A 13,571-nucleotide genomic window follows, 5' to 3' on the forward strand; every position below is an offset into this window, starting at 1 on the left:
CGGCACGGCGGCCCCGGGGCGCGGCGGCACGCCCGTTCCGTACCGGCTCAGCCGCCGGAGGTGTCCAGTTCCGCGTCCGCGCCGACGCCGGCGCAGTCGTAGGGGTCCTTGAGCCAGCCGTCCGGGAGAACCACGCGGTTGTTGCCCGAGGTGCGTCCGCGCGGGCCGTCGGCGCCGTCCGGCCACGGCTGGTCCAACCGGAGCTCGTTCAGCTGGGAGCCCAGCTCCTCCAGCGAGGAGGTGACCGCCAGGCTCCTGCGCATCTCGGAACCGACCGCGAAGCCCTTGAGGTACCAGGCCACGTGCTTACGGAAGTCGATCACGCCCCGGGTCTCGTCGCCGATCCACTCCCCGAGCAGCGTCGCGTGCCGCAGCATCACGTCCGCGACGGTGCGCAGGGAGGGCGTCTGCCTCGTCCCCGTACCCTCGAAGGCGCTCACCAGGTCGCCGAAGAGCCAGGGGCGGCCCAGGCAGCCGCGGCCCACGACCACGCCGTCGCAGCCGGTCTCGCGCATCATCCGCAGGGCGTCGTCCGCGCACCAGATGTCGCCGTTGCCGAGGACGGGGATCTCCGGGACGTGCTCCTTGAGCCGGGCGATGGCGTCCCAGTCGGCGGTGCCGCCGTAGTGCTGGGCGGCGGTCCTGCCGTGCAGGGCCATCGCCGTGACGCCCTCCTCCACGGCGATCCGGCCGGCGTCGAGGTAGGTGAGGTGGTCGTCGTCGATGCCCTTGCGCATCTTGATGGTGACCGGCAGATCGCCCGCGTTGGAGACCGCCTGGTGGAGGATCGCGCGCAGCAGCGGCCGCTTGTACGGGAGCGCCGAGCCGCCGCCCTTGCGGGTGACCTTGGGGACCGGGCAGCCGAAGTTCAGGTCGATGTGGTCGGCGAGGTTCTCGTCGACGATCATGCGGACGGCCTTGCCGACCGTGACCGGGTCCACTCCGTACAGCTGGATGGAGCGCGGGGTCTCACTCGCGTCGAAGCGGATGAGCTGCATGGTCTTCTCGTTGCGCTCGACCAGCGCCCGCGTCGTGATCATCTCGCTCACGAACAGCCCCTTGCCGCCCGAGAACTCCCGGCACAGCGTGCGGAAGGGCGCGTTGGTGATGCCGGCCATGGGGGCGAGGACCACCGGCGGCTGCACGGTGTGCGGGCCGATGCGGAGCAGCTGGGGCGCGGGGGCGAGCGTGGTCATTCCCCCATTGTCGCGTACGCGGAGAACTGCTCCCGGCAGGCAGCGGTAGCGGCAACGGCAACGGCGGTAGCGCCGGCGGCAAGCAGCGGCAGCGGCAGCGGCAGCGGCTAACAGCGGCGACGGTCGTTAGTTAGCCGTACTATCCGTGTATGCCCGAGCTCAGCCACCGGCGACGGATGCTGGTGCTGGCGATCTGCTGCATGAGTCTGCTGATCGTCAGCCTGGACAGCACCGTCCTGAACGTCGCCCTCCCCTCCATGCGCCAGGAACTGCACGCGAGCGTCGCGGGGATGCAGTGGACGATCGACGCGTACACCCTCGTACTCGCCTCCCTGCTCATGCTCGCGGGTTCCACCGCCGACCGGATCGGCCGACGCAAGGTCTTCAAGGCGGGGCTCGTCCTCTTCACCCTGGGCTCGGCGCTCTGCTCGATCGCGCCCAGCCTGGAGACGCTGATCGTGTTCCGGATGGTGCAGGCCGTCGGCGGCTCCATGCTCAACCCGGTCGCGATGTCGATCATCACCAACACGTTCACCGAACCGCGCGAACGCGCGCGGGCGATCGGCGCCTGGGGCGGTGTCGTCGGCATCTCGATGGCCGCGGGACCGGTGATCGGCGGCAGTCTGGTCGATTCGGTCGGCTGGCGGTCGATCTTCTGGATCAATCTGCCGGTCGGCATCGCCGCGCTGCTGCTGACCTGGAAGTACGTCCCCGAGTCGCGCGCCGCGAAGGCCCGCCGCCCCGATCCGGTGGGCCAGCTGCTGGTGATCGCGCTGCTGGGCTCGCTGACGTACGCGATCATCGAGGCACCGCAGAAGGGGTGGACCTCCGTCGAGATCCTGCTGTTTGCCACGGTCGCGGCGGCGTCGCTGATCGGGCTGCTGGTGTACGAGCCCCGGCGCGCCGATCCGCTGATCGATCTGCGGTTCTTCCACAGCGCCCCGTTCAGCGGGGCCACCGTCATCGCGGTCAGCGCCTTCGCCGCGCTCGGCGGCTTCCTCTTCGTCAACACGCTCTATCTGCAGGACGTACGGGGGCTGAGCGCACTGGGCGCCGGCCTGTACATGCTCCCGATGGCGGCGATGGTCTGTGTCCTGCCGCCGATCTCGGGGCGCATCGTCGCCAGCCGGGGGCCACGTATCCCGCTCCTGGTCGCGGGGGTCGCGATGGCGGCGAGCGGGCTCATGTTCGCGCTGTTCGACGCGGAGACCGACAACCTGCTGATGTTCACCGGCTATGTGCTGTTCGGGCTGGGCTTCGGCTCGGTGAACGCGCCCATCACCAACACCGCTGTCTCTGGAATGCCGCGATCCCAGGCGGGCGTCGCCGCCGCGGTCGCCTCGACCAGCCGCCAGATCGGGCAGACGCTGGGTGTCGCCGTGATCGGGGCGGTACTGGCGGCCGGGGTGTCCGGCGCCGCCTCCCCGGACGGCATCGGGCCGGCCGGCGACTTCGTGGCGGCGAGCAGACCCGCCTGGTGGATCATCACCGGCTGCGGGGTGTGCGTCCTGGTGGTCGGGGCGCTGAGCAGCGGGCGCTGGGCGCGGGGCACGGCACGCCGGACCGCTGAACGCCTGGAGGGGCCCGCGACGGCGAAGGGGCCGTCGGCGGGCGGTGGTTCATCGGCGGGAGGCTCTTCGGCCGTGGGTTCGGGGGCGGGCGCGGGGGCGGGGCGTGGTCCGGCCGGTGGCCGGACCGGTGGCCGGACCGGTGGTCAGTCGGGTGGTCAGTCGGGTGACAAGCCCGGTGGTCAGTCCTCGGCGGCGAACACGCTGTAAGGAATCCGGCAAGCGGCTCCCAGGAACGTTGTCCTGGGAGCCTCTTCGCGTTCAGCCCCAGTCGAGAGCGCCGTCCACCACTGAACCTCGTTCCGTGAACTCGCTCATCAGCCAGCGAAAGTAGTCAGCAAGGTTCTGACACGTTCCGAATCTCTTCTCTCCGCAGTCCCCCCACGTGGAGACGGCACCGTCCCTGGAGTCGATGAAGACCCCGCAGAGGACATCGCACTCCGCGGCTACGGGGATCCACTCCTTGCTCCAGAAGGTCTCATCGCCCTCAGCCACATGCGTCATGTGGCGATGCACGCGGACCATTTCTGACGCGGAGAGCAGATAGTAGCCGCCGTCGAGGAAGTCGCCGCCCTCGCAGGCCGAGGTGCTCCCGTCGTCCGGGTCGGCCTCCGTGCGGACACCGTTGTTGACGGACAGCCACTCGCGGATCTCCGGCGTCAGCCTGACGCCGATGCCGGCCTCGGCCGCGGACAGAGCCTCCTCCGTCGCAGGGCCGTGAAGCGTCGCATAGTTGACCGGCGCGTTCGTCTTGAGCCATTTCGCCACCTGATCCCATGCGGCGACGGTTTCGGAACAACACACAACGACCTCCTGGTCGACCCCGGAAACCGTAGCGCTCGGGCGCGAACGCCGGTGGCCCGGAACACCTGAGGTGTTCCGGGCCACCGGTCATACGTGTGGTGCGACCCGCTCCCTGTGAGCGGGCGTCAGCTCTGCGCCGGGGTGCCCTGCTCGGCGGTGTCCTGCTCGGCGGTGTTCTGCTCCGGGGCGTCCTGCTCGGCGGCGTCGTCCGCGGGCGCGGGGTGGCCGGCGCGCTCCCGCATCTTGCGCAGCAGCTCCTGCTTCTGCTCGGCCGCCGTCTTCCGGTCGGCGTTGCGCTCGGGACCTGCGCCCTGCTGCTCGGCGCGGGACAGCTTCGTCCGCTGTCCGCCGACGCCGAGAAGGTTGTTACGGCTCTTGGCCACGGGGTTCTCCCATTCGTGGTGAAAGTGAGGTCTTGAACGACCCTGGATCGATCCGGTGGGCGGCGGGTGGTCGGGCCCGCCGCGCGCTCACTCGTAGATCTGGAAGAACGAAGACATGCCGAAACGGTACCGCGCCCGATGCGGCTCCAGCACCGGATTTTCGCCCGGCCGGGATCACCCGGAAGAGGGAACATGGACTGACAGATATTGAAAGCTGTCATCGCATATGTCATGGTCGATATGCACGCACAACACCGCCCTTCTCTTCCCTCCCTCCTGACCTGCCCTCTCCGCTCCTCCCTCCCCCCGCCTCTCCCCTTCCGCCCTCCTCCACCACCGGGAGTTCCTCATGACCACCCTCCGCACCCACACCCTCGGCTCCACCGGCCCGCAGGTCTCCGCGCTCGGCCTCGGCTGCATGGGGATGTCCGCGCTGTACGGCGAGACGGACCGCGCCGAGTCGGTCGCCACCATTCACGCCGCGCTCGACACCGGTATCAACCTGCTGGACACCGGCGACTTCTACGGCATGGGACACAACGAACTACTGATCAACGAGGCCCTGCGCACCGCCCCCGCCGCCGCCCGGGAACAGGCCCTGATCAGCGTGAAGTTCGGCGCACTGCGGACCGTCGAGGGCGGCTTCAGCGGCTATGACGGCCGCCCGGCAGCGGTCAAGAACTTCGCGGCCTACTCACTCCAGCGGCTCGGACTCGACCACATCGACGTCTACCGGATCGCCCGGCTCGACCCCGACGTCCCGATCGAGGAGACCGTCGGCGCCATCGCCGAGCTGGTCGAGGCCGGTCACGTCCGCCACATCGGCCTCTCCGAGGTCGGCGCGGAGACGATCCGGCGGGCAGCGTCCGTCGCCCCGATCTCCGATCTGCAGATCGAGTACTCGCTGATCTCCCGGTCCATCGAGGCGGAGATCCTGCCCATCTGCCGGGAGCTGGGCATCGGCGTCACGGCGTACGGGGTGCTCTCCCGCGGGCTGATCAGCGGCCACTTCGCCCGCGACCGCGAGCTGACCGCCGGTGACTTCCGGACCATGAGCCCCCGCTTCCAGGACGAGAACCTCCAGCACAACCTCGACCTGGTCGACGCGCTCCGCGCGATCGCCGAGCAGAAGGGCGTCACGGTCGCGCAGATCGCCATCGCCTGGGTCCTCGCCCAGGGTGCGGACATCGTGCCGCTGGTCGGCGCCCGCAGGCGCGACCGGCTGACCGAGGCCCTCGGCTCCCTGGATGTGGAACTGACCGCGGCCGACCTCGCCGCGATCGAGAAGGTGGTCCCGGCCGGCGCGGCGGCGGGCGCCCGCTACCCCGACAGCCAGATGGCCCACCTGGACAGCGAGCGCTGACCTCCGGGTACGGTCAGCAGGGTTCGGCGACACCGCCGGCAAGCCGCACGTGAGCCCCCGTCCGGCCGCCGGCCCGAAACCGCCCGAAGCGGCCCGCAGCCGCCCGTAGCCATGCGAAGCCGCTCGACGCCCCCGAAAGGCAGCACACCCACCGATGACGCCGCCGCCCGACCCACTGACTCCCGAGCGCATCCTCGAAGCCACCGAGGACGTGCTGCGCCGCTACGGCCCCGCCAAGGCGACCGTGGTCGACGTGGCCCGGGTGCTCGGCGTCAGCCACGGCAGCGTGTACCGCCACTTCCGCACGAAGACCGCCCTCCGCGAGGCCGTGACCGGTCGCTGGCTGACGCGCACGGAGCTCGCGCTCACCGAAATCCTGCACGCCTCGGCCCAGCCGGCCCCGGCGAAGCTGCGGCAGTGGCTGGAGACGCTGTTCGAGGCCAAGCGGCACAAGGCGGGTGACGATCCGGAGCTGTTCGCCACCTATGAGGTGCTGACGGGCGAGAGCACCCTGGTCGAGGAGCACATCCGCGAACTGGTGGGCCAGCTGAGGGAGATGATCGAGGAAGGGGTGGCCGACGGGCAGTTCGCCGTGGACGACCCCGCGGCGGCCGCACAGGCGGTCTTCGACGCGACGGCGCGGTTCCACGACCCGGCGTATGCCGCCGAGTGGCGGAAACCCGCCATCGTCGCCGAGTTCACCGCCGTCTCGGACCTGCTGCTGCGCGGCCTGCGCGCCTGACGGCGGGCGCCGACGACGGCGGCTTCGGCTTCGACGTCGACCACTGACGTCGATCGGTGACGCCGACCGGTGACGCCGACCGGTCACGTCGATCGGTGACGCCGGCTATGACGTCGGCTATGTCGCCGTCGGGTCGACCGTCGCCTGGTGCGCCTCGGCGAGATGTTCCTCGGCCTTCAGCCAGGGCAGGAACTGCGCCCCCTTGCGCCAGTCGCAGGTGTCGCAGCTCAACTGCCGCTGCATCCCCGACTTCCTTACGTGGACTATGTGTTCACGGCCGTGCTGGTCCCATCTGCTGACCTTGCTCGTGGTCATGGACGGCATCCGAGCCTCCTGTGGACGATTGTGCCCAGTGTGCACGAAGCCCCCGGTTCCGTTCGGGGAACCGGGGGCCTCGTCCAGTGGATGCGGCGGATCAGCAGCCGAGCAGCCGGGCGCCGAGGTACGCCTGGATCTGGTCCAGCGAGACGCGCTCCTGCTTCATGGTGTCGCGCTCGCGCACCGTCACCGCGTTGTCGTCGAGGGTGTCGAAGTCGACGGTGACGCAGAACGGCGTACCGATCTCGTCCTGACGACGGTAACGGCGGCCGATGGCACCCGCGTCGTCGAACTCGATGTTCCAGTTCTGCCGCAGGTCGGCCGCGAGGCCCTTGGCCTTCGGCGAGAGCTGCGGGTTGCGGGACAGCGGCAGGACCGCGACCTTGACCGGCGCCAGGCGCGGGTCGAGGCGCATCACGGTGCGCTTCTCCATGACGCCCTTGGCGTTGGGCGCCTCGTCCTCGATGTAGGCGTCCAGCAGGAAGGCCAGGACCGAGCGGCCGACACCGGCCGCCGGCTCGATGACGTAGGGGGTCCAGCGCTCGCCGGCCTCCTGGTCGAAGAAGGACAGGTCCGTGCCCGAGGCCTTGGAGTGCGCCTTCAGGTCGTAGTCCGTGCGGTTGGCGACGCCCTCCAGCTCGCCCCACTCGCTGCCGCCGAAGCGGAAGCGGTACTCGATGTCAGCGGTGCGCTTGGAGTAGTGGGAGAGCTTCTCCGCCGGGTGCTCGAACCACCGCATGTTCTCCTCGCGCATGCCGAGGCCGGTGTACCAGTTCCAGCGCTGCTCCATCCAGTATTCCTGCCACTGCTCGTCCTCGCCCGGCTTGACGAAGAACTCCATCTCCATCTGCTCGAACTCGCGGGTGCGGAAGATGAAGTTGCCCGGAGTGATCTCGTTCCGGAAGGACTTGCCCATCTGCGCGATGCCGAACGGCGGCTTCTTGCGCGAGGTCTGCTGCACCTGGCCGAAGTTGGTGAAGATGCCCTGGGCGGTCTCGGGGCGCAGGTAGGCGACCGAGCCGGAGTCCTGGGTCGGGCCGAGGTGCGTGGAGAGCAGGCCGGAGAACTCCTTCGGCTCGGTGAAGGTGCCCTTGTTGCCGCAGTTGGGGCAGTTGAGGTCGGCAAGGCCGTTGACCGGCGGCTTGCCGTGCTTCTCCTCGTACGCCTCCTCCAGGTGGTCCGCGCGGTAGCGCTTGTGGCAGGAGGTGCACTCGGTCAGCGGGTCGGAGAACGTGGCGACGTGGCCCGAGGCCACCCACACCTCGGGGGCCAGGATGACCGACGAGTCGAGTCCGACCACGTCCTCGCGCGAAGTGACCATGTAGCGCCACCACTGGCGCTTGAGGTTCTCCTTGAGCTCAACGCCCAGCGGCCCGTAGTCCCAGGCGGCACGCTGACCACCGTAGATCTCACTGGAGGGGAAAACGAAGCCACGGCGCTTGCTCAGGCTGACGATGGAGTCGATCTTGTCGGCGGCCACGGTGCTCTCTTCATTACGACGACGAAATTGGACAGGGCCTGCGCGAAGCGCCTCAGTGGGGGGTGGCGGTCAGGAGACGCGTGCGCGGATCCCTCAGATTACCGGCGGGCACGCCCCTTCGATCAAATCGGTATCGGGTCAGTCACTTCCGGAGGCATCTCATCAGCCTTGTTGACAATCGTTTCCATTTTTGTTGAAAATGACTGTCATGAACGAACGCCGCCTCATACCCACCGCAGCCGTCGCCGGAGCAGTCGTCCTCGGCCTCACCGTGCTCTCCGCCTGCTCGACATCCGACGCCGCCGGCCAGAAGAGCGGTGACAAGCTGAACGTGGTGGCGTCGTTCTATCCGATGCAGTTCCTCGCCGAGCGAATAGGCGGCGGCCACGTCTCCGTCTCCACCCTCACCAAGCCCGGGGTGGAGCCGCACGACCTGGAGCTCAGCCCCCGGCAGATCGGCGGGCTCAGCGACGCCGACTACATCCTCTACCTCAAGGGCATCCAGCCCGCCGTGGACGACGCGATCAAGCTCTCCGAGTCGGAGCACACCGTCGACGCCGCGAAGCTGACCACGCTGGAGGACCACGGCACCGAGGCCGGCGGCGAGGAGCACGGCCACGAGCACGAGGGCGAGGAGCCCGGCGCTGACCCGCACATCTGGCTCGACCCGGTGAAGTACGCCGAGGTCGCCAAGGGGGTCGGGAAGTCCCTGGAGAAGACCGACCCGGACCACGCCGCGGACTACCGCAAGAACACCGACGCCCTGGTCAAGGAGCTCGGCGCACTCGACACCGCGTACAAGACGGGGCTGAGGAACACCTCCACCAAGACCTTCATCACCACCCACTCCGCCTTCGGATACCTGGCCGAGCGCTACGGCCTCACCCAGGAGGGCATCGCCGGCATCGACCCCGAGGCCGAGCCCAGCCCCGCCCGGATCAGCGCCCTGCACTCCATCGCGGAGAAGAAGAAGGTCACCACCGTCTTCTTCGAGACGCTCGCCAGCGACAAGACGGCGAAGACCGTCGCCCGGGACACCGGCCTGCGGACCGACGTCCTGGACCCGCTGGAGGGAATCACGGACAAGTCCAAGGGCGATGACTACATCGAGGTCATGAAGTCCAACCTCGCCGCACTGCAGAAGGCACTCGGCGCGAAGTGAGCGACCAGACCAGGCGGACCACCCCGAACCCCGCAGCAGCACCGGAGGCGCTCATGCCCGAGCCCGCGAGCTCCACACCCGAACCCGTGATCGTCCTGCGCGACGCCACGGCCACCCTCGGAGCACGCCCCGTGCTGCGCGGCGTCGACCTGACCGTGCACCGCGGCGAGGTCGTCGCACTGCTCGGCGCCAACGGCTCCGGCAAGTCGACCGCCGTACGCTCCGCCATCGGCCAGGTCCCGCTCACCGGCGGCACCGTCGAGCTCTTCGGCACCCCGCTGCGCCGGTTCCGCGACTGGGCTCGGGTGGGCTACGTACCGCAGCGCACCACGGCGGCCGGCGGCGTGCCGGCCACCATCCGCGAGGTCGTCTCCTCCGGGCGGCTGTCCCGGACCAGGCTGGGCCTGCCCCGCAAGGCCGATCGCGCCGCCGTCGACCGGGCCATCGGACTCGTCGGTCTCGCCGACCGCGCCAAGGACTCGGTGGACGCCCTCTCCGGCGGCCAGCACCAGCGCGTCCTGATCGCCCGCGCGCTCGCCGCCGAGCCCGAGTTGCTGATCATGGACGAGCCGATGGCCGGCGTCGACCTGGCCAGCCAGGAGATCCTCGCCGCGACCCTGCGCGAGCAGGTCGCGGCCGGCACCACCGTGCTGCTCGTCCTGCACGAGCTGGGCCCGCTGGAGCCGCTGATCGACCGCGCGGTCGTCCTGCGCGACGGCTGCGTGATGCACGACGGACCGCCCCCGAAGGCACTCGGGCAGCACGCCCTGCCCGGCCACGACCACGTACACCCCCACGCGGCTTCCGAGCCCGTCCGGACGGGACTGCTGAGCTGATCATGGAATTCCTCACCCCTCCCTTCATGCAGCGGGCGCTGATCGCCGCCGTGCTGGTCGGCGTCATCGCCCCCGCCGTCGGCATCTACCTGGTGCAGCGCCGGCAGGCCCTGATGGGCGACGGCATCGGCCACATCGCGATGACCGGTGTCGGCCTCGGCTTCCTGCTCTCCACCAGCCCGGTCTGGATGGCCACCGCCGTCGCCGTCGTGGGCGCGGTCGCCATGGAGCTGATCCGCTGGTACGGACGCACCCGCGGCGACATCGCGCTGGCGATGCTCTTCTACGGCGGCATGGCGGGCGGTGTCCTGCTGATCAACCTCTCCGACACCGGCTCCAACGCCAACCTCACCTCGTACCTCTTCGGCTCGCTCGCCACGGTCTCCTCCGAGGACATCACCGCGATCGGCCTGCTGGCGGCCTTCGTGCTGCTGGTGACGGTGGGGCTGCGCAGGCAGCTGTTCGCGGTCAGCCAGGACGAGGAGTTCGCCCGGGTGACCGGGCTGCCGGTGCGGGTGCTGAACCTGCTGGTCGCGGTCACCGCGGCGGTCACCGTCACCGTGGCGATGCGGGTCGTCGGGCTGCTGCTGGTCAGCGCCCTGATGGTGGTCCCGGTCGCCGCCGCACAGCAGATCACCCGGTCCTTCAAGGTGACCTTCGTGCTCTCGGTCGTCATCGGCGTTGCGGTGACGCTGGCCGGCACCGTGACCTCGTACTACCAGGACGTACCGCCCGGCGCGACGATCGTGCTGCTGGCCATCGGCGTCTTCGTCGCGCTGACACTGCTCGCCGCTCCTCTGGCCAGAAGCCGCGCGCGCAGGAGCGAATCGGCCTCGCAACGGTGCACTCTGGAGGTACCGGCCACCCGCCGGGCAGCGGACGACGTCCACGTCTGACCCCGGCGCCGGGCCGGACTGGCACAATGGCCCCACGAACGTACGGGCGACACGAGGAGGCTCCTGTGGCGACGGCGCCGATCAGCGGAACCAACGCGGCACCGGTACGAGGCCGCTCGACCCGGCAGCGGACGGCGGTGGCCGCCGCGCTCGACGAGGTGGACGAGTTCCGCAGCGCGCAGGAGCTGCACGACGTGCTCAAGCACCGCGGCGACTCGGTCGGGCTGACCACGGTCTACCGCACCCTGCAGTCCCTCGCGGACGCGGGCGAGGTCGATGTGCTGCGCACCACCGAGGGCGAGTCCGTCTACCGTCGGTGCTCGACCGGCGACCACCACCACCATCTGGTGTGCCGGATGTGCGGCAAGGCGGTCGAGGTCGAGGGCCCCGCGGTGGAGCAGTGGGCGGAGACGATCGCGGCGCAGCACGGCTACGTGAACGTGGCGCACACGGTGGAGGTCTTCGGTACCTGCGCGGAGTGCGCGAGCGCGGGGAAGTGACACCCCGGCCCCCAGCCTCACGGAGAGGCTGGGAGGCCGGGAGGTGCCGGGCTTCGGCTGTCAGGCCTTTGCCAGGTGCCGGTCGAGGATTTCGCGCAGGTGGTCCACGTCGGACCGGTCCTGGGCGCCGCGCTTGGCTATCACGGTCAGGGCGGTGGCGTTCCTGTCGTCGCTGAGCATCACGAAGAGATCTGCTGTCTCCACGTACCGCGGCTGCGCCTGCCACCGGACGACCACGCTGGAGTTGTCCGTGTCGACGCTGACGCCGGACTCGTCGACCCGCACCCGGAACTCGCCCTGCCGCCGCACGAACCGGAACAACTGGCGCGCCATCAGCCACGGATTCAGGAACAGAAGAGAGGCGCAGACCAGCAACGCCACCGGCAGCGGCATCGGCACGTCGGCGCCTCTCGCGAGGGACAGCAGGGTGGCCGCGACGAGACAAGCCGTCGCGCCCACCAGCAGAATCCGCTGCCGCCGGCCCGCCGCGCTGACCCGGTTACGGGCGCGGAGCGCCACCGAGTAGTCCCGCAGCTCCGGTCGGTATCTCAGCTCGACCCCACCCTGCACGGTCCCCTGTTGCTCGCTCATGGCCCCTCCCGAAGTCCGAAGAGCCGTGATCGTACCGGCAAAAAGGACCAGGCTCAGGCCTTCGGTTCTGCCTTCGGTTCTGCCTTCTGCGCCGCCTCCACCGCACCGCCGAAACGCCGGTCGCGCTGGGCGAATTCCAGACAGGCCCGCCACAGGTCACGGCGGTCGAAGTCCGGCCACAGCACGTCCTGGAAGACCATCTCGGCGTACGCGCTCTGCCAGATCAGGTAGTTGGACGTGCGCTGCTCGCCGCTCGGGCGGACGAAGAGGTCGACGTCCGGCATGTCCGGGTAGTAGGTGTACTTCGCGAAGGTCTTCTCGTTGACCTTCGACGGGTCGAGCTTCCCGGCCGCGACATCCTCCGCGATCCGCTGCGCGGCGTCGGCGATCTCGGCGCGGCCGCCGTAGTTGACGCAGAAGTACAGCGTCATCTTGTCGTTGTCCTTGGTCTGCTCCTGGGCGACCTGGAGCTCCTGGACGACGGACTTCCACAGCTTCGGCATGCGGCCGACCCAGCGGATCCGGATGCCGAGCTCGTCCATCTCGTCGCGGCGGCGGCGGATGACGTCCCGGTTGAAGTTCATCAGGAACTTCACCTCGTCCGGGGACCGCTTCCAGTTCTCGGTGGAGAAGGCGTACAGCGAGAGGTTCTTGACGCCCATCTCGATGCAGCCCTTGAGCACGTCCATGACGACGCCCTCGCCGACCTTGTGGCCCTCGGTGCGCGGCAGACCGCGCTCCTTGGCCCAGCGGCCGTTGCCGTCCATCACCACGGCGACGTGCTTGGGCACCAGCTCGCCGGGGATCTTCGGGGGCACGGCACCGGACGGGTGCGGCTCCGGGGTCTTGTAGTCGCGCCGGTTACGGCCGCCGAGAATCCCGCGTACTGCCATGAACTGTCTCGCTCCCTCTGCCTGACTGCCTGTGTCACTTCTCTACGTACCGCAGTGAGCGCAGTCCGCGCTCCAGATGCCAGTGCAGATAGGCGGACACCAGCCCGCTGCCCTCCCTGGCATGCCGCGCCTCGCACGCGTCCGCCGTCTCCCAGTCACCGGTGAGCAGGGCGCTCAGCAGGGTGACGGCCTCCGCCGAGGGTACGACGCTGCCGGGTACCCGGCAGTCGCCGCATATGACGCCGCCCGCCGCGACGGAGAAGAACCGGTTCGGTCCGGGCATTCCGCACCGGGCGCAGCCGTCGAAGCTGGGCGCGTAGCCGTTGACGGCGAGGGAACGCAGCAGGAAGGCGTCGAGGATGAGATGTGGATCGTGCTCCCCGCGGGACAGCGTGCGCAGTCCGCCCACCAGCAGCAGGTACTGCTGGACCGCGGGCTCGCCCTCGTGGTCGGTGAAGCGCTCGGCGGTCTCCAGCATCGCGGTGCCCGCGGTGTACCGCCCGTAGTCGGTGACGATGCCGCTGCCGTAGGGGGCGATCGTCTCGCCCTGGGTGCAGAGCGGCAGGCCGCGTCCGATCAGCTCGCTGCCGCGTGCGAAGAACTGCACGTCCACATGGGAGAACGGCTCCAGCCGGGCCCCGAACTTCGACTTCGTGCGCCGCACGCCGCGTGCGACGGCCCGTACCCGGCCGTGGCCGCGGGTCAGGATCGTGATGATCCGGTCGGCCTCGCCCAGCTTCTGCGTGCGGAGCACCACGCCGTCGTCCCGGAACAAGCTCATGGCTCCATTGTCCGGTACGCGGGCGGCCCGCCGGGGCCGCCCCCGTGACCCGGGCCGC

General features: G+C 69.7%; 15 protein-coding genes. 7 read left to right on the forward strand and 8 right to left on the reverse strand.

Translation table 11 applies throughout. From position 1 onward, the window contains the following. Positions 1-47 precede the first annotated feature (47 nt). Entirely contained in the window at positions 48-1,196 is a 1,149-nt protein-coding gene (gene dusB / locus ACZ6S6_RS04075; protein WP_469703717.1) for a tRNA dihydrouridine synthase DusB, read from the reverse strand. A 149-nt stretch (positions 1,197-1,345) separates the two neighbouring features. Here dusB and ACZ6S6_RS04080 point away from each other — a divergent pair, with 149 nt between their 5' ends. Beyond that, positions 1,346-2,974: an MFS transporter gene (locus ACZ6S6_RS04080; RefSeq protein WP_469703719.1), complete on the forward strand. Its 1,629-nt coding sequence runs from the start codon at positions 1,346-1,348 to the stop codon at positions 2,972-2,974. 51 nt (positions 2,975-3,025) lie between these two features. Here ACZ6S6_RS04080 and ACZ6S6_RS04085 read toward each other — a convergent pair whose 3' ends face one another. Then, positions 3,026-3,652 carry an SMI1/KNR4 family protein gene (locus tag ACZ6S6_RS04085; protein ID WP_469703723.1) on the reverse strand — a complete coding sequence of 209 codons (627 nt, stop codon included), beginning with the start codon at positions 3,650-3,652 and terminating at the stop codon, positions 3,026-3,028. A 41-nt stretch (positions 3,653-3,693) separates the two neighbouring features. Continuing rightward, positions 3,694-3,951, reverse strand: a complete 258-nt coding sequence (locus ACZ6S6_RS04090) for a DUF6243 family protein (protein WP_469703725.1) — start codon at positions 3,949-3,951, stop codon at positions 3,694-3,696. 349 nt (positions 3,952-4,300) lie between these two features. On the opposite strand from ACZ6S6_RS04090, the gene ACZ6S6_RS04095 reads away from it, so the two are divergent. Together ACZ6S6_RS04095 and ACZ6S6_RS04100 are read left to right on the forward strand one after the other, a co-directional pair. Beyond that, on the forward strand, positions 4,301-5,314 hold the full coding sequence (locus ACZ6S6_RS04095; RefSeq protein ID WP_469703728.1) for an aldo/keto reductase: 1,014 nt from the start codon (positions 4,301-4,303) through the stop codon (positions 5,312-5,314). Between the two features lie 154 nt (positions 5,315-5,468). Beyond that, positions 5,469-6,056 carry a TetR/AcrR family transcriptional regulator gene (locus tag ACZ6S6_RS04100; protein ID WP_362962679.1) on the forward strand — a complete coding sequence of 196 codons (588 nt, stop codon included), beginning with the start codon at positions 5,469-5,471 and terminating at the stop codon, positions 6,054-6,056. Between the two features lie 117 nt (positions 6,057-6,173). On the opposite strand, the gene ACZ6S6_RS04105 is transcribed toward ACZ6S6_RS04100, so the two are convergent. Both ACZ6S6_RS04105 and ACZ6S6_RS04110 read right to left on the reverse strand, forming a co-directional pair. Further along, the gene (locus ACZ6S6_RS04105; RefSeq protein ID WP_123470842.1) at positions 6,174-6,380 is read right to left on the reverse strand and encodes a hypothetical protein; all 207 of its coding nucleotides are present in this window, start codon (positions 6,378-6,380) and stop codon (positions 6,174-6,176) included. Between the two features lie 91 nt (positions 6,381-6,471). Further along, a complete protein-coding gene (locus ACZ6S6_RS04110) occupies positions 6,472-7,854 on the reverse strand; it encodes a glycine--tRNA ligase (RefSeq protein ID WP_362962675.1) in 1,383 nt (460 codons plus the stop codon). Positions 7,855-8,062: 208 nt separating this feature from the next. Here ACZ6S6_RS04110 and ACZ6S6_RS04115 point away from each other — a divergent pair, with 208 nt between their 5' ends. From ACZ6S6_RS04115 to ACZ6S6_RS04130, 4 genes are all read left to right on the forward strand, one after another. Then, positions 8,063-9,016, forward strand: a complete 954-nt coding sequence (locus ACZ6S6_RS04115; RefSeq protein WP_362962673.1) for a metal ABC transporter substrate-binding protein — start codon at positions 8,063-8,065, stop codon at positions 9,014-9,016. Positions 9,017-9,069: 53 nt separating this feature from the next. After that, positions 9,070-9,852 (forward strand): metal ABC transporter ATP-binding protein, encoded by a 783-nt coding sequence (locus ACZ6S6_RS04120; protein ID WP_469703732.1) that lies wholly within the window; start codon positions 9,070-9,072, stop codon positions 9,850-9,852. A gap of 2 nt (positions 9,853-9,854) precedes the next feature. Beyond that, complete coding sequence (locus tag ACZ6S6_RS04125; RefSeq protein WP_362962669.1) at positions 9,855-10,748, forward strand: metal ABC transporter permease; 894 nt, start codon at positions 9,855-9,857, stop codon at positions 10,746-10,748. A gap of 65 nt (positions 10,749-10,813) precedes the next feature. Next, on the forward strand, positions 10,814-11,248 hold the full coding sequence (locus ACZ6S6_RS04130; protein ID WP_362962667.1) for a Fur family transcriptional regulator: 435 nt from the start codon (positions 10,814-10,816) through the stop codon (positions 11,246-11,248). Between the two features lie 60 nt (positions 11,249-11,308). Here ACZ6S6_RS04130 and ACZ6S6_RS04135 read toward each other — a convergent pair whose 3' ends face one another. Genes ACZ6S6_RS04135 through recO form a run of 3 tightly spaced genes read right to left on the reverse strand, consistent with a single transcriptional unit; the run spans position 11,309 to position 13,513 of the window. Further along, a complete protein-coding gene (locus ACZ6S6_RS04135) occupies positions 11,309-11,839 on the reverse strand; it encodes a hypothetical protein (protein WP_362962665.1) in 531 nt (176 codons plus the stop codon). Between the two features lie 53 nt (positions 11,840-11,892). Then, on the reverse strand, positions 11,893-12,732 hold the full coding sequence (locus ACZ6S6_RS04140) for an isoprenyl transferase (protein ID WP_362962663.1): 840 nt from the start codon (positions 12,730-12,732) through the stop codon (positions 11,893-11,895). Between the two features lie 34 nt (positions 12,733-12,766). Next, entirely contained in the window at positions 12,767-13,513 is a 747-nt protein-coding gene (gene recO / locus ACZ6S6_RS04145; RefSeq protein WP_362962661.1) for a DNA repair protein RecO, read from the reverse strand. Between the last annotated feature and the right edge of the window lie 58 nt (positions 13,514-13,571).

It is taken from the genome of Streptomyces sp. NPDC048671 (assembly GCF_055587045.1).